We start from the raw sequence: 21,725 nt of genomic DNA, 5'->3' as shown, positions 1-21,725 counted from the left end.
GTGCAGACCGGCCTCTATGTGGCGCTTTCCTCGCAGATGGCGCTTGAAAAGCGCTTGAACACGCTTGCCGACAATATCGCGAATGCCAACACGGTCGGCTTCCGCTCCACGGAAGTGAAGTTCGATCAGGTGCTCGGCGACACGAAGCCCACCCGCGTCTCGTACGTATCCGAGGGCGAGGAATATCTGAGCACCAGCAATGGCGCCTTGGCGCGGACCGGTTCCGCGCTCGACTTCGCCGTAAAGGGGGACGCCTGGTTCAACATCGACACGCCCGGCGGCCCGGCGCTGACCCGCGACGGCCGCTTCACGCTGACGGAAACGGGCGAACTGGTAACCCTCAAGGGATATCCGGTGCTCGATGCCGGCGGCGCGCCGATCCAGCTAAACGGCGGAGCGGGCGAGATCACCGTCGGTGCCGACGGGGCTATTCACCAGAACGGCGTCCAGGTCGCGCTGCTCGGCCTCTATGAGGCGGATTTCTCCAGCGGCTTCGTCCGCTATGACAACAGTGCCGTCATGCCGGCCGCTCAACCGGAACCCGTCGTCGACCGCTTCGATGTCGGCGTGATGCAGGGCTTCCTCGAAGAGTCGAACGTCAATGCCGTCCAGGAAATGACGCAGCTCATCATGGTGACCCGGGCGTTCGACAATGTCACCGCCCTGATGCGCGACAGCGAAGGGTCGCTTGAAGAGGCGATCAAGGCGCTCGGCGGCGAGCGCTAGTTTAGAGCGAAGCAGGGAAGTGTGACGCGGCTCACCGCAAGGCAACCGGCCGGGATCGACTGCAACGGAAATATGCATGGAACGCCAAGGCACTGACATCATTCCGGCATCGACTTCGCTGGCGGCGCTTGCCGGCCTCGTCGAGCGCTATGCCAATCCCGATTTTTCGATCGCGCCCGGCGGCCATGTCCAGACGATCTCGCCGGGGCACTATACCGTCAGCGGTCTTTCCCGCCATGTGCGGCTCGGGGATTTCGTGGCGCATAAGAGCGCGACCGGCACCCATCTCGGCGAAGTGGTGCGCGTCGAACCGGAGCGGGTCGTCGTCTGCCCGATCGAGCCCGGCGATCCGATCGGCATCCACGATACGGTCATCCGCAAGGGCGCCTTCCGGATCGCTCCGACGGACAATTGGTGCGGCCGCACGATCAATGCGTTGGCTGAGCCGATCGATGGCCTGGGCCCGCTGATGCAGGGCGACATCCGCCGCTCGATCTCCAACACCGCACCGCCGTCGATGACCCGTAGGCGGGTCGAACAGGGGTTCAAGACGGGGGTGCGCGCCGTCGACATCTTCTCGCCGCTCTGCCTCGGCCAGCGCCTCGGCATCTTCGCCGGCTCCGGCGTCGGCAAGTCGACGCTGCTTTCGATGCTGGCGCGGGCCGATGCCTTCGACAAGGTGGTGATCGCGCTGGTCGGCGAACGCGGCCGCGAAGTGCGGGAATTCATCGAGGACACGCTCGGCGACAATCTCGCCAAATCGGTTGCCGTCGTCGCCACCAGCGATGAGAGCCCGATGCTGAGGAAAATGGCGCCGCTGACGGCGGTGACGATCGCCGAACACTATCGCGACAAGGGCGACAACGTTCTCCTGATCGTCGACAGCGTGACGCGCTTTGCCCATGCGATCCGGGAGGTGGCGACGGCCGCGGGCGAGCCGCCGATCGCCCGCGGCTATCCGGCTTCGGTCTTCACCGAATTGCCGCGTCTGCTCGAGCGCGCCGGCCCTGGTGCCGAAGGTACCGGCACGATTACCGCGATCATCTCGATCCTGGTCGACGGCGACAATCACAATGATCCGGTTGCCGATTCGGCCCGCGGCATTCTCGACGGTCACATCGTCCTCGACCGCAGCCTCGCCGAGGAAGGGCGCTATCCGCCGATCGATCCGCTGGCCTCGATTTCGCGCCTGGCAAGAAAGGCCTGGACGCCGGATCAGGAAAAACTCGTCGCGCGGCTGAAGTCGCTCATCCATCGCTTCGAGGAGACCCGCGACCTGCGGCTGATCGGCGGCTACCGCGCCGGCGGCGACCCCGACCTCGACATGGCGATCAAACAGGTTCCGGTCATCTATGACGTCCTCAAGCAGGCGCCCGGCGAGCGGTCCGCCGCCGACGCCTTCACCGACCTTGCCAATGCGCTGAAGGCGGCCGCCATGGGCAACCAGCCCGCCTCGGGCATCCGGGCGAAGGGATAGCAATGACCGACAACGAAGCAGACGAAGTCGTCCATCAGCGCCGGCGCGACGCCAAGATGCCGTTGACCGACAAGGTCCTCGGCGCGATCGGCCTCGGCATGGCCGCCTTTGCGACCTTCTTCCCCTGGTACGCCTTCCTGCACCAGGATCAGTTCTCGATCCCGCCGCTCTGGCAGGGAACGACGCGGGATCTGCCGGAGCGCCCCGGCCGCGGCGTCGTGTCGGTTTCGCCGCTGGCGATGACCGATATGGACCAGGAGACCGCCGCGGCGATCGACCGGCTGACGACGGCGACCGTACCCGGGCTGCAGCATCAACCGGCGGCGGCCGCACATGACCCGGAAGCCGGCCTGGAACAGCCCTTTCCCGAGCCGTCCGGCTTCAAGCTGATGCACGTCGCCAACGGAAGGGCGCTCATCGAGGACGCCACCGGCATGTATATCGTCCGGGTCGGTTCGGTCCTGCCGGACAACAGCCGGCTTGCCACCTTCGAAGAGCGGAACGGCCGCTGGGTGATGATCACCTCCAAGGGCGAGGTCTTCGAGTCCAGATAGAGTGCTACGCTGCATCTCGCCTCGGAGCTGCCGCGTACGGCAGTATCCTGCGAGGCGGCGCTTCGCCGCCAAAAAAGCCTCGGCGAGAATTCGTCGCTCTTGGTTCCTCATCCCGGTTTCTCGACAAGTCCCACGCAAGATTACCCGCCTAGGGTCCTCCTCATCTCATGAGGAGTATTCGATGGATCCGATTCAACTTTTCGAACTCGCGTCGCGCCAGGCCCAATGGTTGACGGTCCGCCAGAATGTCGTTGCCGGCAACATCGCCAATGCCAATACGCCGCATTACCAGGCCAAGGACGTCCAGCCCTTCGAAACCGTGCTCCAGAACACCGGCATCCAGATGGCGGCGACCCATCGCGCCCATTTCACCGAAAGCCCCGATGCCGCGCAGGTGACCGAGGTCAGCATGATCGACGATGTCGCGGTGCAGCAGTCCGGCAATACCGTCGCGATCGAGCAGGAAATGATGAAAACGGGCGAAATCAAGCGCGACTACGAACTCAATTCCGGGCTGGTGAAGTCCTTTCACCGGATGATGCTCATGACGGTACGGAAATAACACCCATGGATCCTTTGACCTCGGCACTCAAGGTTTCGGCTTCGGGCCTGCAGGCGGAATCGACGCGGTTGCGCGTCGTTTCCGAAAACATCGCCAACGCCCGCTCCACCGGCGACGTGCCCGGCGCCGACCCCTATCGCCGCAAGACGATTTCCTTCGCCGCGGAAGTCGACCGGGCGAGCGGCGCGTCGCTTGTCGAAATCCAGCGGCTCGGCACCGACGATTCGAATTTCAGCATCGAGTTCGACCCCGGCAATCCGGCGGCCGATGAGAAGGGCATGGTGAAAATGCCGAATGTCAATGTCCTGATCGAGATGGCGGACATGCGCGAAGCCAATCGCGCCTACGAGGCCAACCTGCAGACCATCAAGCAGTCCCGCGATCTCATCTCCCAGACAATCGACCTGTTGAGGGCTTCGCAATAATGATCGATGCAATTCAGTCCGTCGGCGCGTTTTCGAACCTGAAGGAGACCGAAGGCACCAGCCTGACCGCCTCGACCGCGCTTTCCCTGCCGGGTGCCGCAGCTTCCGCTCCGCAATCGCAGAGCTTCGCCGAAGTCCTCGGCACCATGACCACGGACGCCATCCGCTCGATGAAGTCGGCCGAAGGAGCGTCGCTGCAGGCGATCCGCGGCGAGGCGAACACGCGTGAGGTCGTCGATGCGGTGATGAGCGCGGAACAGTCGCTGCAGACCGCGATCGCCATCCGCGACAAGGTCGTTACCGCCTATCTCGAAATCGCCCGCATGCAGATCTGAAGGAACGTGACATGAAGGCCCTTTCCATCGCCGCCACGGGCATGAACGCCCAGCAGCTGAACCTTGAAGTCATCGCCAACAACATCGCCAACATCAACACGACCGGTTACAAGCGGGCGCGCGCGGAATTTTCGGACCTGCTCTACCAGACGGAGCGCGCCCAGGGCGTGCCGAACCGCTCCAACCAGGCAATCGTGCCGGAAGGTGCGATCGTCGGCCTCGGCGTCCAGACGGCCGCCGTCCGCAACCTCCATGTCCAGGGCAGCCTGGTCAACACCAGCAACGATCTCGATCTTGCGCTTGTCGGCCGCGGCTGGTTCCAGGTCGAAACGCCCAATGGCGAAACGGTCTATACCCGCTCGGGCGCCTTCAACACCAATGCCACCGGCCAGCTCGTCACCATCGACGGCTATACGGTGGTTCCCGGCATTACCGTGCCGCAGGACGCGACCGAGATCACCGTCTCCGCGTCCGGACAGGTCCTCGTCCGGATCGGCGACGCGACCGAGACTCAGGAAATCGGCCAGCTGACGATTGCCAATTTCGTCAACGAAGCCGGACTGGAGCCGCAGGGCGAAAACCTCTTCAAGCAGACCGCGGCATCCGGCGAGCCGATCGTCGGCACGCCGGCCGACCCCGGCTTCGCGCAGGTCAAGCAGGGCTATCTGGAATCGTCCAACGTCGATCCGGTCAAGGAAATCACCGACCTGATCTCGGCCCAGCGCGCCTACGAAATGAACTCCAAGGTCATCCAGGCCGCAGACGAAATGGCCGCCACGGTGAGCAAGAACCTCAGGTAACGGGAAGAGGGGCAAACATGATGTTTCGCCGATCCGCCGCAAGGGTAGCAGTCGAGAGCCGCAAAGCGCGCTTGATGCGATCGCTCGCATCTGCGGCGATCGCCGCCGCGCTGCTGTCGCCGGGGCTCGCTGCCGCACAGCAGCCGACCGCCGTCATCCCGAAGCAGACCATCTATCCCGGCGAAACCATCGAGGCGAGCATGCTGGAAGTGGTCGACGTGACCAATCCGGATATCACCGACGGCTATGTCGGGTCGCTTGAAGAGGTCGAGGGCAAGGTGACGAAGCGCACGCTTCTGCCGGGACGGGTGATCCTCACCTCGGCGCTGCGCGACCGATACGCGGTCGAGCGCGGCTCGACGGTTCGGCTGATCTTCAACAAGGGCGGGCTGACGATCACCGCCGCCGGCTCGCCGCTTGAAGACGCAGCGATCGGCGAACTGATCCGCGCCCGCAACATCGATAGCGGTGTCATTGTGTCGGGGACGGTGATGGCCGACGGCACGATCCATGTGGTGGCGAAATGATGGTGCGCATTTGTAAGTGGTTGCTGACCGTGTCCTTGCTGTTCGCGGCGACATTGACGCCCGCCTATGCCGCGTCGCGCATCAAGGACGTCGCATCGCTGCAGGCCGGTCGGGACAACCAGCTGATCGGTTATGGCTTGGTGGTCGGGCTGCAGGGATCCGGCGACAGCCTGCGCTCCTCGCCGTTCACCGACCAGTCGATCCGCGCCATGCTGCAAAATCTCGGCATCTCGACCCAGGGCGGCGAGTCTCGGACGCGCAACGTCGCAGCGGTCCTCGTTACCGCGACGCTGCCGCCCTTCGCAAGCCCCGGCAGCCGCGTCGATGTCACCGTCGGTTCGCTGGGCGACGCGACGTCGCTGCGCGGCGGCACGCTGGTCATGACGTCGCTTTCGGGTGCCGACGGACAGATCTATGCGGTGGCCCAGGGCTCGATCGTCGTCACCGGCTTCAGTGCCCAGGGCGACGCGGCCGCTCTGTCACAGGGCGTGACCACGGCCGGCCGCGTTCCGAACGGGGCGATCATCGAGCGCGAGCTGCCGTCGAAATTCAAGGACGGCTTCAACCTGGTGCTGCAATTGCGCAATCCGGACTTTTCCACCGCAGTCGGCATGGCGGCGGCGATCAACAAGTTTGCCGCCGCGCAGTTCGGCGGTCGCATCGCCGAAGCCTTGGACTCGCAGTCGGTCCTCGTCCAGAAGCCCAAAATGGCCGATCTCGCCCGGCTGATGGCCGATATCGAGAACCTCGTCGTCGAGACGGACGTGCCCGCGCGCGTCGTCATCAACGAGCGGACCGGCACGATCGTCATCGGCCAGGATGTGCGCGTCAACGAAGTCGCGGTCAGTTACGGCACGCTGACGGTGCAGGTGACCGAAACGCCGACGGTGGTGCAGCCGGCGCCCTTCTCGCGCGGCGAGACGGCCGTCGAGCCCAATACCACGATCGAGGCGCAGTCGGACGGCGGCACGGTCGCGATCCTCAACGGGTCGAGCCTTCGCTCGCTGGTCGCGGGCCTCAACAGCATCGGCGTCAAGCCGGACGGAATCATCGCGATCCTGCAGAGCATAAAGACCGCGGGAGCCCTACAGGCGGAGCTTGTGCTGCAATGACCGGAACTCTCTCCCATCTTCTCGGCAAGTCTCGCCGCACGCTCGTGGCCGCGGCCGCGGCTGCGCTGATGCTGACAATGCCGGGCGCCTTCGCACAGGACGTCACCGCGCCGCCGGTCGAAAACGGTGCAACGAACGAAATCCAGCAGTTCTGCACCAATATCGCCGACGCGGCGCGGGACCAGCGCTATCTGCTGCAGCGCAAGGACCTTGAAACCTTGCAGGCGAGTGTCGACGAACGCATAGCGGCGCTGGAAAAGCGCCGGGCCGAATACGAGGACTGGCTGAAGCGCCGCAATGATTTCCTGAAGCAGGCGGAGCTCGGGCTCGTCGACATCTACAAGACGATGAAACCCGATGCCGCCGCCGGCAAGCTCGAGATGGTACGGCCGGAGATCGCCGCGGCGATCGTCATGAAGCTGCCGGCGCGCCAGTCCTCGCTGATCCTCAGCGAGATGAGTGACGAGAAGGCGGCGGTGCTCACCAACATCATCTCCAGCGCCAGCGACCCGAACACCTCGAAGGAGCCATCATGAGACTGCAACTTACGGCCCTTCTGGCCGCAAGCCTCCTTTCGGGATGTCAGAACCAGGCCTTCAAGGAGATCGGCCAGGCGCCGTCGATGAGCCCAATCGGCAGCGGCCTGCAATACACCCAGACGCCGCAGCTCGCCAGCTATCCGAAGCAGCCGCATCAGATGACTGCCGGCTATTCGCTGTGGAACGACCAGCAGGCCGCGCTCTTCAAGGACGCCCGCGCCATCAATGTAGGCGATATCCTGACGGTCGATATCCAGATCGACGACAAGGCGTCCTTCAACAACGAGACCGACCGCAGCCGCACCAATTCCAGCGGCTTCAATCTCGGCGCCGGCGGTGAATCGCAGACCAGCGACTTCGAGTGGTCCGGCAATCTCGAATACGGCTCGAACACCAAGACCCAGGGGGACGGTAAGACAGAACGCTCCGAGAAGCTGCGGCTGCTCGTCGCGGCGGTCGTCACCGGCGTGCTGGAAAACGGCAACCTGCTGATCAGCGGCTCGCAGGAAGTGCGCGTCAACCACGAACTGCGCATCCTCAACGTCGCCGGCATTGTCCGGCCGCGGGATGTCGATGCCGACAACATAATCTCCTACGACCGCATTGCCGAAGCCCGCATCTCCTATGGCGGCCGCGGCCGGCTGATGGAAGTGCAGCAGCCCCCATGGGGCCAGCAGGTCGTCGACCTCGTCTCGCCGATTTGATCGGGCAGCAACCACTCAAACCAGACCGGCATGGAACGGCACGATGGAAGAAACCGACACCAAAGAATTGAAATCCCCGTCGCTGGTCATGACCATTGCCGCGGTCGCCGTGCTGACGCTCGTCGCCGGCGGCGGCGGCTGGCTCGTCGGCGCCCTTCTGGCGCCGCCGCCGGCGGAGAAGGCGGAGGCTGCGGCCGAAGTGCCTGAGCACGCCACCGGCGAGGAGGGCCTTGCGAAGATCGCCACCGAAGCCAACGGCATCGTCCAGCTCGAGCCGATCACCACGAACCTTGCCTACCCGGCCGAAAACTGGGTCCGCATCGAGGTCGCGCTGCAGTTCAAGGGCGCGCCCGACGTCGCGCTCGCCGAAGAAATCCACCAGGACATCGCGGCCTATCTGAAGACCCTGTCGCTGCAGCAAATCCAGGGGCCGCGCGGCTTTCAATATCTCCGGGATGACATCCGGGAACGGGTTGACCTGCGCTCCGACGGGCGCGTAACCAATGTGATGTTCCGAACCTTCGTCATCCAATGATTCGCTTATGCTCCGGACTACTGCCTTTATAGTCGCCATGATGGCGATGTCGGGAATTGCCGGGGCCCAGAGCTTTCCCGCCGATATTCTGAACACGCCGGTCGACGGTTCTGTCGCCTCCTGGATCATCCGCACCTTCGGGCTCCTGACCGTCCTTTCGGTCGCCCCGGGTATCCTGATCATGGTGACGAGCTTTCCGCGCTTCGTCATCGCCTTTGCGATCCTGCGCTCCGGCATGGGGCTTGCGACCACGCCGTCGAACATGATCATGGTGTCGCTGGCGCTGTTCATGACCTTCTACGTGATGGCGCCGACCTTCGACCGCGCCTGGCGCGATGGCATCGACCCGCTCCTGAAGAACGAAATCTCCGAGACCGAGGCGCTGACGCGGACGTCGGAGCCGTTCCGCGAGTTCATGCTCGCCAACACCCGCGACAAGGACCTGCAGCTCTTCATCGACATCGCCCGCGAAAAGGGCCAGACGGTCGTCGTCGACGACAAGGTGGACCTGCGCGCCGTCGTGCCCGCCTTCATGATCTCGGAGATCCGCCGCGGCTTCGAGATCGGCTTCCTGATCATGCTGCCCTTCCTGGTGATCGACCTCATCGTCTCGACCATCACCATGGCGATGGGCATGATGATGCTGCCGCCGACCTCGATCTCGCTGCCCTTCAAGATCCTCTTCTTCGTGCTGATCGACGGCTGGAACCTGCTCGTCGGCAGCCTGGTGCGCTCCTTCACCTGAGCCCGCCTCGGCGTCCCTCGTTAAGACATCTCCGGGACCTCGCAACAGTCCGTTAAGTATAGGATTTCACGCGCGATTCACCACGTTCTCGCGTCGCCTTCGGGCTGCCCCGCCGATTAAGGTGTTGGCAAGAAATGGCTGCGAATTTCGTCCTCACACGACGGGTTTGGTGTCCTTCACGAGCTGAGCGGAACCGAGTGGCATGATGCCGGATCGTCGTGACCGGTAACCTCTTCAGCCCGGTATGTCCCCCCAATAGTATTTCGTAAAAGGGACAACGATTATGGCAAGCATTCTCACCAACAGCTCGGCAACGGCCGCTCTCCAGACGCTGCGCTCCATCTCCTCCAGCATGGAAGATACGCAGAACCGCATCTCCACGGGCATGCGCGTCGGCTCTGCTTCTGACAACGCCGCTTACTGGTCGATTGCGACCACCATGCGTTCTGACAACGCAGCTCTTTCGTCGGTCACCGACGCGCTCGGCATGGGCGCCGCCAAGGTCGATACTGCTTACGCCGGTATGGAAGCGGCCATCGATGTCGTCAAGGAAATCAAGGCGAAGATCGTCGCCGCAACGGAAGAAGGTGTCGACGGCGCAAAGGTCCAGGAAGAAATCGACCAGCTTCAGGACCAGCTCCTGAGCATTGCGGAATCGGCCTCGTTCAACGGCGAAAACTGGATTGCCGGCGAGGCAGCGACCAAGACCGTCGTCACTGGCTTTGTCCGCGCTTCGGACGGGACTGTTTCGATCAAGACGTCCAGCTACACGCTGACCGATGCGGCCGACGGTACGCTCCTGTTTGCTGACGATGGCGCGGGTGGTCTCGATACCGCAACTGGCATCCTCGGCACCGCAGGCACGAACGGCAACGACGTTTACGGCCTCGACATCTCTGCGATGGACGCGACGGCCCTCGGCGAGGCACTCTCCGACGTCGAAGACGCGCTCACCGCAATGACCAGCGCTGCCTCTTCGCTCGGTTCGATGTCGACCCGTATCGATCTGCAGGCTGACTTCGTTTCCGAACTCAGCGACTCGATCGAGAACGGTATCGGCCGCCTCGTCGATGCCGACATGAACGAGGAATCGACCCGCCTGAAGGCTCTGCAGACGCAGCAGCAGCTCGCCATCCAGGCCCTGTCAATCGCCAACTCCGACTCGCAGAACATCCTGTCGCTCTTCCGTTAATCGGCGAACCGGCACGGGGGCTGACCGTGCCGCAACGCTGGAAAAGAGCCGCGACCGAGACCGGTCGCGGCTTTTTCGCATTTTTTATTCCGCTTCAGCATTCCTTAACCATCTTGCTGTTTCCTAGGGCCATCGAAACGGCGGGTTAACCAACAAAATTAATTGGTTAGCAGGCATGATGCTGACCGTCGCTTGCCGGCGTACTCCGGAATGTCCCTTCTTAATCAGCCACTAAGGGGCACTCAGAAATGACAAGCATTCTTACCAACATCGCAGCCATGTCCGCACTCGAAACACTGCGGAGCATCGGCAACAACATGGAAACGACCCAGGGCCGCGTCTCCTCCGGCCTGCGCGTCGGCGAGGCTTCGGACAACGCCGCCTACTGGTCGATCGCGACCACGATGCGTTCGGACAACATGGCGCTCTCCGCCGTCCAGGACGCCCTCGGCCTCGGCGCCGCCAAGGTCGACACCGCCTATGCCGGTATGGAATCCGCCATCGAAGTCGTGAAGGAAATCAAGGCCAAGGTCGTTACGGCAACTGAAGAAGGCGTCGACAAGGCCAAGGTCCAGGAAGAGATCGATCAGCTTCAGGAACAGCTGTTGTCGATTGCCGAATCCGCTTCGTTCAGCGGCGAGAACTGGATCGGCGGCGTCGCCGGCAACACTGTGACCGTCGTGTCCGGCTTCGTCCGTGCCTCCGACAGCACCGTGTCCGTTAAGACGACGAGCTATGCGCTTGTCGATGGCGTCACCGGCGGCAACCTCCTGTTCAGTGACGACGGCACCGGTGCTCTCGATACGACGACCGGTATCCTCGGCACTGCCGGTGCCTCCGCTGGCGCTTACGCAGTCTACTCGCTGGATATCAGCGCTCTGGCGACGACGGACATGAACGACGTGCTGCAGGACGTGGACGATGCGCTTTCGGCGATGACCAGCGCTGCCGCAGAGCTCGGTTCGATCTCCATGCGCATCGGCCTGCAGGAAGACTTCGTCGGGAAGCTGTCGGACTCGATCGACTCCGGCGTTGGCCGCCTCGTCGATGCCGACATGAACGAGGAATCGACCCGCCTCAAGGCCCTGCAGACGCAGCAGCAGCTCGCTGTCCAGTCGCTGTCGATCGCCAACAGCAACTCGGAAAACGTCCTCCAGCTCTTCCGTTAATCGACAGAGCCGGACTAGGGAACAGACGATCCCTCATACGCTCAAGATTGCTGAAAGCCACTTCAGAAAGCCGCACCTTTGCGAAAGGTGCGGCTTTCACGCATTTGCGCCCCGGCACAAGGAAATTGTTAGGTTTTGTTAATTTTATTAACCTCTCTTCAGAGTTTGTTAACCATGTTCCCGTTAGCTGGCCGCATCGAAACGATGGGTTAACCAAAGTGACCAGCGGGTTAACAGGCATGACGCCGCTCATTCGTTCCCGGCGGCGATCCGGAATGTTTCTTCATTCTAATGCCATTCGAGGGGCGAGCAGACCATGACCAGCATCCTGACGAACACGGCGGCGATGGCCGCACTTCAGACCCTCCGCGCGATCGACGACAGCATGGAGACGACGCAGGCTCGTGTTTCATCAGGCTTGCGCGTCGGCGAGGCGGCCGACAATGCCGCCTACTGGTCGATTGCCACCACCATGCGCTCCGACAACATGGCGCTTTCGGCCGTGCAGGACGCGCTCGGACTTGGGGCTGCCAAGGTCGATACCTCCTATGCCGCGATGGAAAGCGCCATCGAAGTCGTCAAGGAAATCAAGTCGAAAATCGTCGCCGCCACCGAAGAAGGTGTCGACAAGACGAAGATCCAGGAAGAAATCGACCAGTTGCAGGAGCAACTGATGTCGATCGCTGAGTCTGCCTCCTTCAGCGGCGAAAACTGGGTTGCCGGCGACGCGGCCGTCAAGAGCGTGGTCTCGGGCTTTGTGCGCGCCTCCGATGGTACCGTTTCGGTGAAGACCACAGCCTATACACTCGACGATACGGCGACGGGCAATCTGCTCTTCGGCGGCGACGGCGCCGGCGCCATCGTGGACACCAACGGTATTCTCGGCACCACCGGTGGTGCGACGATCGGCGTCTCTATTTATGCTCTCGATATCACCGGCTTCGACACCGCCGAAATGGCCGAAGCGCTGACGCTCGTCGAAGATGGCCTCCAGGCGATGACCAGCGCGGCCTCGGAACTCGGCTCGATCTCCATGCGCATCGGCCTTCAGGAGGAGTTCGTCGCGGCGCTGACCGACTCGATCGACTCCGGCATCGGCCGTCTTGTCGATGCCGATATGAACGAGGAATCGACCCGCCTGAAGGCCCTGCAGACGCAGCAGCAGCTCGCCGTCCAGTCGCTGTCGATCGCCAACACCAATTCGGAAAACATCCTCCAGCTCTTCCGCCAGTAGGATTGGTCCGCAGCCTTCTGAGGCTGGTTTCCAAGCACGCATTCTTCGCAAGGCCGCGCCATTGTTGCGCGGCCTTTTGTCGTTCTCGTTTTCCCCGGTGCCTGAACGGCAAAGTAACCTTTTCTTCACATGCCTTAATAAGGCGTTAACCGCGTTAACCATTTGTTAACCATTTCCCATTAACGCTTTGTTAAGCACGATGGTCTGTCACCCAGGGCAAAACGGTGGCAGCGCGCATGATGCCGCACCATCCCTGCCGGTCACACCCGGAATGTCTTCGATCTCCCATCGACAGGGGCGATAGCCAATGACCAGCATCATGACCAACGCTGCCGCCATGGCGGCATTGCAGACCTTGCGTTCGATCAACAGAAATCTGGACGAGACCCAAAGCCGCGTGTCCTCCGGCTATCGCGTCGTGACCGCCGCCGACAACGCTGCCTATTGGTCCATCGCGACCACGATGCGCTCGGACAATGCGGCGCTTTCGACGGTCCAGGACGCGCTTGGCCTGGGCGCGGCCAAGGTCGATACTGCCTATGCGGCCTTGGATACCGTCATCGAGCTGATGAGCGAGGTCAAGGCGAAGCTGGTGGCGGCACGCGAACCCGGCGTCGACAAAAGCAAGATCGACAAGGAGATCTCGCAGCTCAAGGACCAGCTGGTCTCGGCGGCCCAGTCGGCGTCCTTCTCGGGTGAGAACTGGCTCTACAACGACGCGGCTACGGCGGTCGGTATAAAATCCATCGTCGCCTCCTTCAATCGCAGTGCGGATGGCAGTGTCTCGGTTACGACGCTTGATTACGATACGTCGGGCTCCATTCTCGTGGACGTCCAGGATGCCAGCGCCGGCTTGCTGACCATGGCGGTGGATGCGGATGCGCTTGCCTCGAGCCCGACGGGAACGGCGCGCGAGTATTACCTGATCGACGCCGGCAGCCCGCCGACTGGCACCGAAATCGCGCTCTCCGAATCGACCCCCGACAGCGATTTGGACGACATGATCAGCGTCGTCGATGAACTGATCAGCCAATTGACCGATTCCGCCGCGACGCTCGGCGCGATCACCAGCCGTATCGAGATGCAGGAAAACTTCGTCGCCAATCTCATGGATGTGATCGACAAGGGCGTCGGCCGTCTCGTGGACGCCGACATGAACGAGGAGTCGACGCGCTTGAAGGCGCTGCAGACCCAGCAGCAGCTCGGCATCCAGTCGCTCTCGATCGCCAACACCAATTCCGAAAACATCCTGCGACTGTTCCAGGAGTAAGCGAGATCTTCGCTTCCGCCGTGCCGCCGGTCATCGGCATCTGGCGGGACTGGTTGGACCGCGCTGTTGCCCTGGCGCGGTCCAACAACCTTCATTTTCGCACAAGTTTGACCGGCTAACTTTCCTTCGCAGTCTGCTCGGCCGGCTGCCGGCCAAGATGATCCTGGTCGCCGTTGCACCGGTCCCGGCTCGGGTCCGCCCTTTCGCGAACCGTTGCGCATCGAGAATGCTGGTCCTGTCGCTGTCTCGGGCGGAAAGGGCCGAAGGAGACATCATAGACGTGTCAGGCGCTTTGGATTTCTGGACCGTGAGCCACCCCCTGCCGGGCGGGGGACGCGCGCCGGCATTGGCTGCGAGCCGCCGGGGGGATAACCGATGAGTGCGTCGCTCTCCCGCTATCTCAAGGATTTTAGCGCGCCGAAGATCGAAATCACGCGCATGCCGCCAAAATATTTTCCGAACCTCGAAGCGGATTTCCCCGCCGAAGACCGGTCCGTTCAGAGGCCCGCCATGCCTGAAATCGACGTCGATGCCGAGCGGCGCGAGGCCTTCGCGCAGGGCCGTGCGGAGGCCGCCGCCGAGCTCGCTTTCGAGCATCAGCGGGAAATCGCCGAACTCAAGGCGCGCCACGCCGAGGAACTCGATGCCGTGAAGCACCGCCTGGCGGAAGACACCGCTTCGAAACTCGCTGCCGGTTTCTCCCAGATCACCGAGCGGTTGGCGCTGGCGCTTGGCGACCAGGCGGCGCGGGTACTCGCGCCGGTCATGGAGGAGGCGCTTATCAAGCGCGCCGTCGAAGATTTGGCGGCGATGATCCGGCAGGGCATCGGTGCGGGAGAGGGGCTCACCATCACCGTGAAGGGATCGCCTGTGCTCTTCGAAGCGTTGAAACAGCATCTGGACGACGACACCCTGGTTTTCCGGCACGTCGTTGCCGACGACATCGATCTGACGGTTGAGCTGGGCGAAGCGGTTCTGGTGACCAGAATGGCGGCCTGGTCCGAAACCGTGCGGAAGGTTCTGGCATGAGCGAAGAAAGCCAACACAACGGCAAGAACGAAATCATCATCGTCAAGCGCTCCGGCGATGGACACGACGGCCATCACGGCGGCGGCTGGAAGATCGCCTATGCCGACTTCATGACGGCGATGATGGCCTTCTTCCTCGTCATGTGGCTGATCAATGCCGCCAACGAGGAAACGAAGGCGGCGATCGCCTCCTATTTCAATCCGGTGCAGCTCACCGACCAGAAGCCGGCGGAAAAGGGCCTGAAAAATCCGGCCAAGGATGCGCAGGGTGACGAGACGCAGCAGCGGTCGAAGGCCGATGGCGAACAGGCGAAATCCGGCGGCTCGGCCAAGACCGGCGACCAGCTGACGGCAACCTCGGGCGAGGAGACCAAATATTCCGACGCCGACTTCTTCGAGAACCCCTATTCGGTTCTCTCCGAAATCGCCAAGGAGGTTGGTCAGCAGGCCAATATCAGTGCCAAGGGGGAGGGCGGTGCCGCCCAGTCGGGCCCGGCCACCGGTGCCGATGGCGGAGAGGCCTATCGTGATCCCTTCGATCCGGATTTCTGGACCAAGCAGGTCGAGGTCAAGGACGCCGGCAATGCGGCCGAAAGCGACGTCGCGGCGGCTGAAAAGCACGCCGCTGCGGGAGATCCCGGTGAGAAGCCGGCGGCCGGCGAGACGCTGAAGACCGCGGACGAGACTGCCAAAGGCGAGGTGTCGCCCGAGAAGGAAGTAGACGCAGAGGAGCAGCAGAAGCAGGCCGAGGCCCTCAAGGCCGAAATCGAGAAAGCGGTCGGCGGCGAGGCCGGACGTCTTCTCGAGGGACTGATGGTGACGCCCTCCGAGGGCGGGCTGCTGGTGACGATCAGCGAGCAGACGGACGCGCCGATGTTTGCCGTGGGTTCCGCCGTTCCCGGCAAGGAGCTCGTCTTTGCCATGGAAAAGATCGGCAAGCTGCTAGCCGAGCGCCAGGGGATCGTGGCGATCCGCGGCCACACCGATGGCCGTCCGTTCAAGGACGGGACCTATGACAACTGGCGGTTGTCGGCGGCGCGGGCCCAGAGCGCCTATTACATGCTGGTCCGCGGCGGTCTCAAGGAGGAGCGCGTCAACCAGATCAGCGGCTTTGCCGACCGGCGCCTGCAGGTGCCGAACGATCCCTATGCCGCCGGCAATCGGCGGATCGAGATCCTGCTGCAAGCGGGGCAGGGCTGAGAGAGATGCTGAAGCGGCTCAGCGCCATCCTTGCGACATCGGTTCTTGCGGCTCCGCTCGCGGTTGGTCTGGCGCGCGCAAGCGAGACGGAAGAGCTCGCGCCGTTCAAGATGATCCGGTCGCTGCAATACGTCCAGGATTCCGTCGTACTGGGCGATCATTCGGCGATCGAGATGCAGCGCTTCATGCTGGGCGAGATCGACAAGCGCCTTAGGGCGGCCGACGAAGCGATCTTTCGCGACCCCCGCAACGTCGATGCGGCGCTCGTCTATGTAATGAGCGGCGGCAATCCGCAAACGCTGGATTATCTGACAGACAGAGATATCGAGGGCAACTTCGACGCGCGCGTCACGGACTCGCTCAGGCAATATCTGCGCGGCAAGGGTCTGTTGATCATCGAGAACCTCTCCAAGGCGGCGCCCGAATACAGGAATTCCCGGGTCGGTCCCTACCTGTTTCTGATTCTCGGCAACGCCATATCGCAGCAGGACCCGGTCGCCGCGATGAAATACTACGACTGGGCGCGTCTGACGTCGCCCGGCACGATCATAGAAGAGGCGGCGCTTCGCCGGTCCGTGTCGGTTGCGGTGCAGGCAGGCGACCCGGAAAAGGGCTTCCGCTATGCGTTGAACTATGCCCGCCGCTACCTGACGTCGCCCTATGCGAGCCAGTTCGCCGACGTCTTTGTCGAGCTGGCGGTCATGCACTTCGACGAGGCGGTCGAAAAGCGCGTCGCCGAGATTCTCGCCTTCATGGATCAGGCGCGCCAACGCGAAGTCTATCTGCGCGTCGCCAGGCGCGCAGCGATCGCCGGCAATCAGACGCTGGCGCGGCTGGCATCTGCCCGGGCCGAAGAGCTCGCCCTGAACGGCGGCGGCCAATTGCAGCTGCTGGCGAGCTTCTACGAAGGGCTCGCGGCCGTGCCCTCCGAGGATGTCTTCACGGCGGCGCAGACGCTGGCGGCAATACCGGACGACAAGCTCTCGCCGCGCGACCGTGCCCTTCGGGAAGCCGCCAGGGCGATTGCGGAAGAGGTTGTGCGACTACCGCAGGGTGAAAGCCCCGCGCAAGCGTCCTTGCCTATACCGGAGACCACACTTGGGGAGACCACCCCGGGCCCTGAGGCCGAAGGCGGCGAAGCGGGGAAAACGGGAAGCGGCATGAGCCCCTTTGCCGAGGCGGACGATAAGGCGCCGCCGGCCGCGAGGGCGCCCGCGCCGGGTGGCGAACCATCGGCTAGCGCCGAACAGGCGGCGGCAGCCGATCCGGTGCTTGACGATTTCGTGGCCAATGGGCGCTCGAAGATCAAGGAGATCGATGCGCTCCTTGCGGAGGAAGGACTATGAGGCCACTTGAAGAGACGTTCCGTGCTCCCGCCGCGGCACTCGGAACCCGATCCGGGTCCCGGCAGGGCGGCAACGAGCAGGTTGCTGGAGAGCCCGGTGCATTTGAGAGCGCGGTCGCCGATGCGGGCCGCCAGAAGGCGTCTCCTCAGGGTGCGGCCCAGGACGCCGGATCGGAACCAATTGGCTCCCTCCCCGACGGCGCCCAAACGGCCGGAACCGAGTTCACGATCGGCAATCGCAAGCCAAGCATTTTGATCGCAAGCGCCGCCGTCACAGGAACCGGGCGACTATCGACGCCTTCGGCGCAAGGCCATGCCCAGAGCATTCCGAAAAACGCATTCCCGGAAGGTCAGAAAGGCTCCGAGTTCAAAATTCGGGAGAAGGGAAACCGGCAGTTCTCGGCCGCCCGGGCCTCTTTCGAGGGTGAAGAGGCCGGCGATCCGAACAACAAAACGGCCACAGGCAGGCCGAAAGATCAAAGGCCTGCGGAGACCTTCGCCGCACAGAGTTCCGGGGCGTCTGATGAGACATCGGAGAGCTATACCGTCTCCGCCGCGCCGGCGAACGGCCCGGTCAGCGACCTCCTGACATTGCTTGGCGGCAACGCGCTGGCGGCCACGCAGATCGACGGCGCGGGCGGCGAGATCACGGACAAGGCAATGCGTTCTGCAGTCGCCCGCACCGCCGCCCCAGCGGCCGAGTTGGCGAATGTCCCGTCGGACGCCACCGCGGGCGGTTCACGGACCGAACAGCAAGGTGACGCAGGATCGGACCGCCTCTTCCGCCTGGCCCGCGCAGACGGCAAGGGGCAGGCCGTGTCGATGACCATTTCGGCGGACGGCGAAGCAACTGCCGTCGACAATAGCAGGTCTTCGTCGAACGCCAGAGCTGAAACGGTGACCGTCCTCGAGGCGCGCCGCTATCTCGGGGTCGCGATGAATACCAACACCGCCGCCGTGGCCGGCGCGATTGCCGGTGATGTCGAATGGGCGCAGGCGCTCCAATCGAGCGCCCTCCTGGGGCAGCCGGAGGCGTCGAGCCAGGCCGGCAAGACGCTGAACACGCTCAAGATCCAGCTGCATCCGATCGAACTCGGCACCGTCACGGCCACGCTGCGCCTGAAGGACGACGAATTGCAGGTCGATCTGAAGGTGGAAACAGGCGAAGCGTTCCGTCAGTTGCGCGACGACCAGAGCGAAATGGTCAAAGCCTTGCGCGCCCAGGGCTTTGCGGTCGACCAGGTGAATGTCGTGTTCAATGCCGGCGGCGATGCCTCGAGCGGCGGCGGTTCGCAGCCGCAGACGCAGGCCCAGCTTGGCCAGTCGGGCGGCGAGCGCACCGGCGGAGACAGCGGGCAGGGGCGTCAGCGGCAGAACGCGGGCGAGGCGGTGCAGGCCGAGACATGGTGGGGCAATGATGGAACGGACGATGCGTCTGCTGGCGTTGAGCACTCTCGCACTGGTGACGTCTACATGTAGCGCTTTTGCGAGCGCCGGCATCTGCGAGCGCGAGATCGCGTCCGCCGCGGCGAAGTACGGCATCCCGACGGGGATCCTCTACTCGGTCGGCCTGACGGAGACCGGTCGCAAGGGGTCGCTCCAGCCCTATGCGATGAACATCGAGGGCAAGGCCTATTTCGGCACAAGCATTCAGGATGTCCTCAGCCGATTTGGCGCGGCACGGGCGCAAGGAGCGAAGCTCATCGATCTAGGCTGCATGCAGATCAATTATCACTTCCACGGCGAGCATTTCAGCTCTCCGGAGGAAATGCTTGATCCCGGACGGAATGTCGATTATGCCGCGCGCTTCCTCTCCAATCTGCGCGCCAGGCACGAGAGCTGGACGATGGCGGTCGCCCGCTATCACGCCGGGCCGAACAACGATCCGGCGCAGAAGAAATATGTCTGCAGGGTCATCGCGAACCTCGTCGCGACCGGCTATGGAAAGTGGACACCAAACGCGGCGCAGTTTTGCCAATGATCAATCGAAGGTTGTGATATTTGGCCCGTTGCCGCAATGTGGCGACAATGCGGACAGATTGTGATCGCAAGCGCTATTTGTTGCCATGCGTTAACTTTTCCACACGAACTTAGTGTCATCGTTAACGGGTACCTACTAGATATAGATCAAATCGGCACGCATTCCTTAATCAACTATTAAAATCTCCCATTAACTTTCTCTAGTTGTTCGTGAATCCCCGGATTCGTACCTCTCAATCAGCAAAACACCCATACTGATTCGGAGGCGGACGAATGATCGTGGTGGTTGATGAAAGAGAGCTTGTGAAGGATGGCTACGCGTCCCTGTTCGGACGCGAGGGCATTCCATCGACCGGGTTTGATCCCAAGGAGTTCGGCGAGTGGGTGAACACCGCTGCCGATTCCGATATCGATGCGGTAGAGGCGTTCCTGATCGGGCAGGGCGACAGCGCGTTCAGCCTGCCGCGGGCGATCCGCGACCGCTCCCAGGCGCCGGTGATCGCCATGAGCGAAACACCTTCACTGGAAAACACGCTGGCGCTGTTCGATTGCGGCGTCGACGATGTCGTTCGCAAGCCCGTCCACCCGCGGGAAATCCTCGCCCGTGTCGCGGCGATCCGCCGGCGCTTGAAGGCCATTGCCAACTATACCGACATCGGCCCAATCCGTGTCTTTGCCGACGGGCGCGACCCGGAGATCAACAGCGAAGTCTTCGCGCTGCCGCGCCGCGAGCGGCGCATCCTCGAATACCTCGTCGCCAATCGCGGCCGGCGGGTCTCGAAGTCGCAGATCTTCAACGCGATCTACGGCATCTTCGACGAGGACGTCGAAGAGAACGTCGTCGAAAGCCACATCAGCAAGTTGCGCAAGAAGCTGCGCAAGAAGCTGGGCTTCGACCCCATCGATTCCAAGCGTTTCCTTGGCTACTGCATCGACTGGAACTGAGCCGGATCACAACCTGGTCGGGTCAAGACAGGTTCACGCAAGGCCCGACTTCTAGTCTCCCACCAAAGCAGGAAACGAGGATCCTCCATGAGTCTCTACGGTACCATGAGAACGGGCGTGTCTGGCATGAACGCCCAGGCCAACCGGCTCAGCACGGTCGCTGAAAACATCGCGAACTCCAGCACGACCGGCTACAAGCGCGCATCGACCGAGTTCTCCTCGATGATCCTGCCTTCCAGCAACGGCTCCTACAATTCCGGCGGCGTCCAGACATCGGTGCGCTACTCGATTTCCGACCAGGGCTCGACGACCTACACGACATCGGGAAGCGACCTTGCGATCGACGGCGATGGCTTCTTCATCGTTCAAGGCGCCAACGGCCAGGAATACCTGACGCGCGCCGGGGCCTTCGTGCAGGACGATGCGGGCAATCTCGTCAACGCCGCCGGTTTCACCCTGATGGGCTACGAGTACGAAGCGGGCGTGGATCCGACGGTCGTCGTCAACGGTTTCGATGGCCTGACCGAGGTCAACCTCGCCTCGGAAGGCCTGTCGGCGGCGGGCTCGACCGCCGGCGCGATGGGTGCCAACCTGCCCTCCGGCGCCGCGAACGGCGATGTGTCGACGACCTCCCTCATCGTCTACGACAGCCAGGGCAACACCCGCATCCTGGATTTCAACTACACGAAGCTTGCCGATAACCAGTGGGAACTGGAGATCATCGACAGGACGTCGGCCCTTTCCCTCGGCACCGCTACGCTGGATTTCGACACCGATGGCGTCCTGACCACCTCGCCGGCAAGTCTCACGCTGGACCCGACCGGGGCTGGTCTCAACCCGATTTCCGGCACCGGCGCTATACTTAACGACATTGTCATCGACTTTTCCGAGACGACGCAGCTTGGAACGTCGTTCACGCCGGACGGCGGCGAGATCGATGGCAACGCTCCGAGCAAGGTTTCCGGCTATCAGATCGACACCGACGGCGTCGTCTACATCAAATATGCAAACGGCGAGCTCGAGCCGCGCTACCGCATTGCTCTCGCCAATGTCCAAAGCCCCGACAAGCTGGTGCCGGAATCCGGCAACGTCTATTCGCAGGGCGTCGATTCCGGCGTCATCGTTACCGGTTTCGCCGGTTCCGGCAGCTTCGGCGAAATCATTTCCGGCGCGCTTGAAAGCTCCAACGTCGACATCGCCGACGAACTGACCTCGATGATCGAATCGCAGCGCAACTACACGGCAAACTCCAAGGTCTTCCAGACCGGTTCGGAGTTGCTCGAAGTTCTCGTGAACCTGAAGCGGTAATTCCAAGAAAACG

General features: G+C 62.8%; 24 protein-coding genes. All 24 read left to right on the top strand.

The window, feature by feature from the left end:
• The 24 genes from flgF to ATC00_RS18265 all read left to right on the top strand — a co-directional run bounded on the left by flgF (position 1) and on the right by ATC00_RS18265 (position 21,712).
• Positions 1-726, top strand: coding sequence for a flagellar basal-body rod protein FlgF (gene flgF, locus ATC00_RS18380; protein WP_037378602.1), 726 nt, complete (start codon positions 1-3; stop codon positions 724-726).
• Positions 727-802: 76 nt separating this feature from the next.
• The gene (gene fliI, locus ATC00_RS18375; RefSeq protein WP_037378604.1) at positions 803-2,203 is read left to right on the top strand and encodes a flagellar protein export ATPase FliI; all 1,401 of its coding nucleotides are present in this window, start codon (positions 803-805) and stop codon (positions 2,201-2,203) included.
• A gap of 2 nt (positions 2,204-2,205) precedes the next feature.
• Entirely contained in the window at positions 2,206-2,757 is a 552-nt protein-coding gene (locus tag ATC00_RS18370) for a hypothetical protein (RefSeq protein ID WP_064253876.1), read from the top strand.
• A gap of 181 nt (positions 2,758-2,938) precedes the next feature.
• Positions 2,939-3,319: a flagellar basal body rod protein FlgB gene (flgB, locus tag ATC00_RS18365; protein ID WP_037378607.1), complete on the top strand. Its 381-nt coding sequence runs from the start codon at positions 2,939-2,941 to the stop codon at positions 3,317-3,319.
• Positions 3,320-3,324: 5 nt separating this feature from the next.
• Entirely contained in the window at positions 3,325-3,744 is a 420-nt protein-coding gene (gene flgC / locus ATC00_RS18360) for a flagellar basal body rod protein FlgC (RefSeq protein WP_064253875.1), read from the top strand.
• Positions 3,744-4,079 (top strand): flagellar hook-basal body complex protein FliE, encoded by a 336-nt coding sequence (locus ATC00_RS18355; RefSeq protein ID WP_064253874.1) that lies wholly within the window; start codon positions 3,744-3,746, stop codon positions 4,077-4,079. The genes flgC and ATC00_RS18355 overlap by 1 nt, the downstream gene beginning before the upstream one ends.
• Before the next feature lie 11 nt (positions 4,080-4,090).
• Positions 4,091-4,879, top strand: a complete 789-nt coding sequence (gene flgG, locus ATC00_RS18350) for a flagellar basal-body rod protein FlgG (RefSeq protein WP_014761102.1) — start codon at positions 4,091-4,093, stop codon at positions 4,877-4,879.
• A 17-nt stretch (positions 4,880-4,896) separates the two neighbouring features.
• On the top strand, positions 4,897-5,406 hold the full coding sequence (gene flgA, locus ATC00_RS18345) for a flagellar basal body P-ring formation chaperone FlgA (RefSeq protein WP_082912413.1): 510 nt from the start codon (positions 4,897-4,899) through the stop codon (positions 5,404-5,406).
• Entirely contained in the window at positions 5,403-6,518 is a 1,116-nt protein-coding gene (locus ATC00_RS18340; RefSeq protein WP_064253873.1) for a flagellar basal body P-ring protein FlgI, read from the top strand. Before flgA ends, ATC00_RS18340 begins: the two co-directional genes overlap by 4 nt.
• Positions 6,515-7,054 carry a MotE family protein gene (locus tag ATC00_RS18335; protein WP_064253872.1) on the top strand — a complete coding sequence of 180 codons (540 nt, stop codon included), beginning with the start codon at positions 6,515-6,517 and terminating at the stop codon, positions 7,052-7,054. Before ATC00_RS18340 ends, ATC00_RS18335 begins: the two co-directional genes overlap by 4 nt.
• Entirely contained in the window at positions 7,051-7,761 is a 711-nt protein-coding gene (gene flgH / locus ATC00_RS18330) for a flagellar basal body L-ring protein FlgH (protein WP_064253871.1), read from the top strand. Before ATC00_RS18335 ends, flgH begins: the two co-directional genes overlap by 4 nt.
• A gap of 43 nt (positions 7,762-7,804) precedes the next feature.
• Positions 7,805-8,296 carry a flagellar basal body-associated FliL family protein gene (locus ATC00_RS18325; RefSeq protein ID WP_037378618.1) on the top strand — a complete coding sequence of 164 codons (492 nt, stop codon included), beginning with the start codon at positions 7,805-7,807 and terminating at the stop codon, positions 8,294-8,296.
• A gap of 7 nt (positions 8,297-8,303) precedes the next feature.
• Positions 8,304-9,041, top strand: a complete 738-nt coding sequence (gene fliP / locus ATC00_RS18320; RefSeq protein ID WP_037378620.1) for a flagellar type III secretion system pore protein FliP — start codon at positions 8,304-8,306, stop codon at positions 9,039-9,041.
• A gap of 283 nt (positions 9,042-9,324) precedes the next feature.
• Positions 9,325-10,233 carry a flagellin N-terminal helical domain-containing protein gene (locus tag ATC00_RS18315; RefSeq protein WP_012706867.1) on the top strand — a complete coding sequence of 303 codons (909 nt, stop codon included), beginning with the start codon at positions 9,325-9,327 and terminating at the stop codon, positions 10,231-10,233.
• Positions 10,234-10,481: 248 nt separating this feature from the next.
• The gene (locus ATC00_RS18310) at positions 10,482-11,402 is read left to right on the top strand and encodes a flagellin N-terminal helical domain-containing protein (RefSeq protein WP_037378622.1); all 921 of its coding nucleotides are present in this window, start codon (positions 10,482-10,484) and stop codon (positions 11,400-11,402) included.
• A gap of 316 nt (positions 11,403-11,718) precedes the next feature.
• Positions 11,719-12,636, top strand: a complete 918-nt coding sequence (locus ATC00_RS18305; RefSeq protein ID WP_037378624.1) for a flagellin N-terminal helical domain-containing protein — start codon at positions 11,719-11,721, stop codon at positions 12,634-12,636.
• A gap of 307 nt (positions 12,637-12,943) precedes the next feature.
• Positions 12,944-13,906 carry a flagellin N-terminal helical domain-containing protein gene (locus ATC00_RS18300; protein WP_064253870.1) on the top strand — a complete coding sequence of 321 codons (963 nt, stop codon included), beginning with the start codon at positions 12,944-12,946 and terminating at the stop codon, positions 13,904-13,906.
• A gap of 375 nt (positions 13,907-14,281) precedes the next feature.
• Positions 14,282-14,935 carry a hypothetical protein gene (locus ATC00_RS18295; protein ID WP_064253869.1) on the top strand — a complete coding sequence of 218 codons (654 nt, stop codon included), beginning with the start codon at positions 14,282-14,284 and terminating at the stop codon, positions 14,933-14,935.
• A complete protein-coding gene (locus tag ATC00_RS18290) occupies positions 14,932-16,134 on the top strand; it encodes a MotB family protein (protein ID WP_037378631.1) in 1,203 nt (400 codons plus the stop codon). Before ATC00_RS18295 ends, ATC00_RS18290 begins: the two co-directional genes overlap by 4 nt.
• 5 nt (positions 16,135-16,139) lie before the next feature.
• On the top strand, positions 16,140-17,480 hold the full coding sequence (gene motC / locus ATC00_RS18285) for a chemotaxis protein MotC (RefSeq protein ID WP_037378633.1): 1,341 nt from the start codon (positions 16,140-16,142) through the stop codon (positions 17,478-17,480).
• Entirely contained in the window at positions 17,477-18,958 is a 1,482-nt protein-coding gene (locus ATC00_RS18280) for a flagellar hook-length control protein FliK (protein ID WP_064253868.1), read from the top strand. The genes motC and ATC00_RS18280 overlap by 4 nt, the downstream gene beginning before the upstream one ends.
• Complete coding sequence (locus ATC00_RS18275) at positions 18,909-19,460, top strand: transglycosylase SLT domain-containing protein (RefSeq protein WP_037378637.1); 552 nt, start codon at positions 18,909-18,911, stop codon at positions 19,458-19,460. The genes ATC00_RS18280 and ATC00_RS18275 overlap by 50 nt, the downstream gene beginning before the upstream one ends.
• A gap of 272 nt (positions 19,461-19,732) precedes the next feature.
• The gene (rem, locus tag ATC00_RS18270; protein WP_064253867.1) at positions 19,733-20,404 is read left to right on the top strand and encodes a transcriptional activator Rem; all 672 of its coding nucleotides are present in this window, start codon (positions 19,733-19,735) and stop codon (positions 20,402-20,404) included.
• Positions 20,405-20,491: 87 nt separating this feature from the next.
• Positions 20,492-21,712, top strand: a complete 1,221-nt coding sequence (locus ATC00_RS18265; protein WP_037378642.1) for a flagellar hook protein FlgE — start codon at positions 20,492-20,494, stop codon at positions 21,710-21,712.
• Positions 21,713-21,725 lie beyond the last annotated feature (13 nt).

Origin of the sequence: Sinorhizobium americanum (genome assembly GCF_001651855.1) — a bacterium.
Classification (GTDB): domain Bacteria; phylum Pseudomonadota; class Alphaproteobacteria; order Rhizobiales; family Rhizobiaceae; genus Sinorhizobium; species Sinorhizobium americanum.
The sequence above is the reverse complement of the archived record's forward strand: the minus strand, read 5'-3'. Positions and strand labels throughout refer to the sequence as shown.

Bases quoted from the DNA above. Each gene is read 5' to 3' on its own strand.
- flgB (WP_037378607.1), top strand. From the start codon at position 2,939: ATGGATCCGATTCAACTTTTCGAACTCGCGTCGCGCCAGGCCCAATGG.
- fliP (WP_037378620.1), top strand. From the start codon at position 8,304: ATGCTCCGGACTACTGCCTTTATAGTCGCCATGATGGCGATGTCGGGA.
- ATC00_RS18315 (WP_012706867.1), top strand. From the start codon at position 9,325: ATGGCAAGCATTCTCACCAACAGCTCGGCAACGGCCGCTCTCCAGACG.
- motC (WP_037378633.1), top strand. From the start codon at position 16,140: ATGCTGAAGCGGCTCAGCGCCATCCTTGCGACATCGGTTCTTGCGGCT.
- ATC00_RS18295 (WP_064253869.1), top strand. From the start codon at position 14,282: ATGAGTGCGTCGCTCTCCCGCTATCTCAAGGATTTTAGCGCGCCGAAG.
- ATC00_RS18310 (WP_037378622.1), top strand. From the start codon at position 10,482: ATGACAAGCATTCTTACCAACATCGCAGCCATGTCCGCACTCGAAACA.
- ATC00_RS18290 (WP_037378631.1), top strand. From the start codon at position 14,932: ATGAGCGAAGAAAGCCAACACAACGGCAAGAACGAAATCATCATCGTC.
- flgA (WP_082912413.1), top strand. From the start codon at position 4,897: ATGATGTTTCGCCGATCCGCCGCAAGGGTAGCAGTCGAGAGCCGCAAA.
- ATC00_RS18305 (WP_037378624.1), top strand. From the start codon at position 11,719: ATGACCAGCATCCTGACGAACACGGCGGCGATGGCCGCACTTCAGACC.
- ATC00_RS18280 (WP_064253868.1), top strand. From the start codon at position 17,477: ATGAGGCCACTTGAAGAGACGTTCCGTGCTCCCGCCGCGGCACTCGGA.
- ATC00_RS18335 (WP_064253872.1), top strand. From the start codon at position 6,515: ATGACCGGAACTCTCTCCCATCTTCTCGGCAAGTCTCGCCGCACGCTC.
- rem (WP_064253867.1), top strand. From the start codon at position 19,733: ATGATCGTGGTGGTTGATGAAAGAGAGCTTGTGAAGGATGGCTACGCG.
- ATC00_RS18325 (WP_037378618.1), top strand. From the start codon at position 7,805: ATGGAAGAAACCGACACCAAAGAATTGAAATCCCCGTCGCTGGTCATG.
- fliI (WP_037378604.1), top strand. From the start codon at position 803: ATGGAACGCCAAGGCACTGACATCATTCCGGCATCGACTTCGCTGGCG.
- ATC00_RS18300 (WP_064253870.1), top strand. From the start codon at position 12,944: ATGACCAGCATCATGACCAACGCTGCCGCCATGGCGGCATTGCAGACC.
- ATC00_RS18265 (WP_037378642.1), top strand. From the start codon at position 20,492: ATGAGTCTCTACGGTACCATGAGAACGGGCGTGTCTGGCATGAACGCC.
- flgG (WP_014761102.1), top strand. From the start codon at position 4,091: ATGAAGGCCCTTTCCATCGCCGCCACGGGCATGAACGCCCAGCAGCTG.
- flgH (WP_064253871.1), top strand. From the start codon at position 7,051: ATGAGACTGCAACTTACGGCCCTTCTGGCCGCAAGCCTCCTTTCGGGA.
- ATC00_RS18275 (WP_037378637.1), top strand. From the start codon at position 18,909: ATGCGTCTGCTGGCGTTGAGCACTCTCGCACTGGTGACGTCTACATGT.
- flgC (WP_064253875.1), top strand. From the start codon at position 3,325: ATGGATCCTTTGACCTCGGCACTCAAGGTTTCGGCTTCGGGCCTGCAG.
- ATC00_RS18370 (WP_064253876.1), top strand. From the start codon at position 2,206: ATGACCGACAACGAAGCAGACGAAGTCGTCCATCAGCGCCGGCGCGAC.
- ATC00_RS18340 (WP_064253873.1), top strand. From the start codon at position 5,403: ATGATGGTGCGCATTTGTAAGTGGTTGCTGACCGTGTCCTTGCTGTTC.
- ATC00_RS18355 (WP_064253874.1), top strand. From the start codon at position 3,744: ATGATCGATGCAATTCAGTCCGTCGGCGCGTTTTCGAACCTGAAGGAG.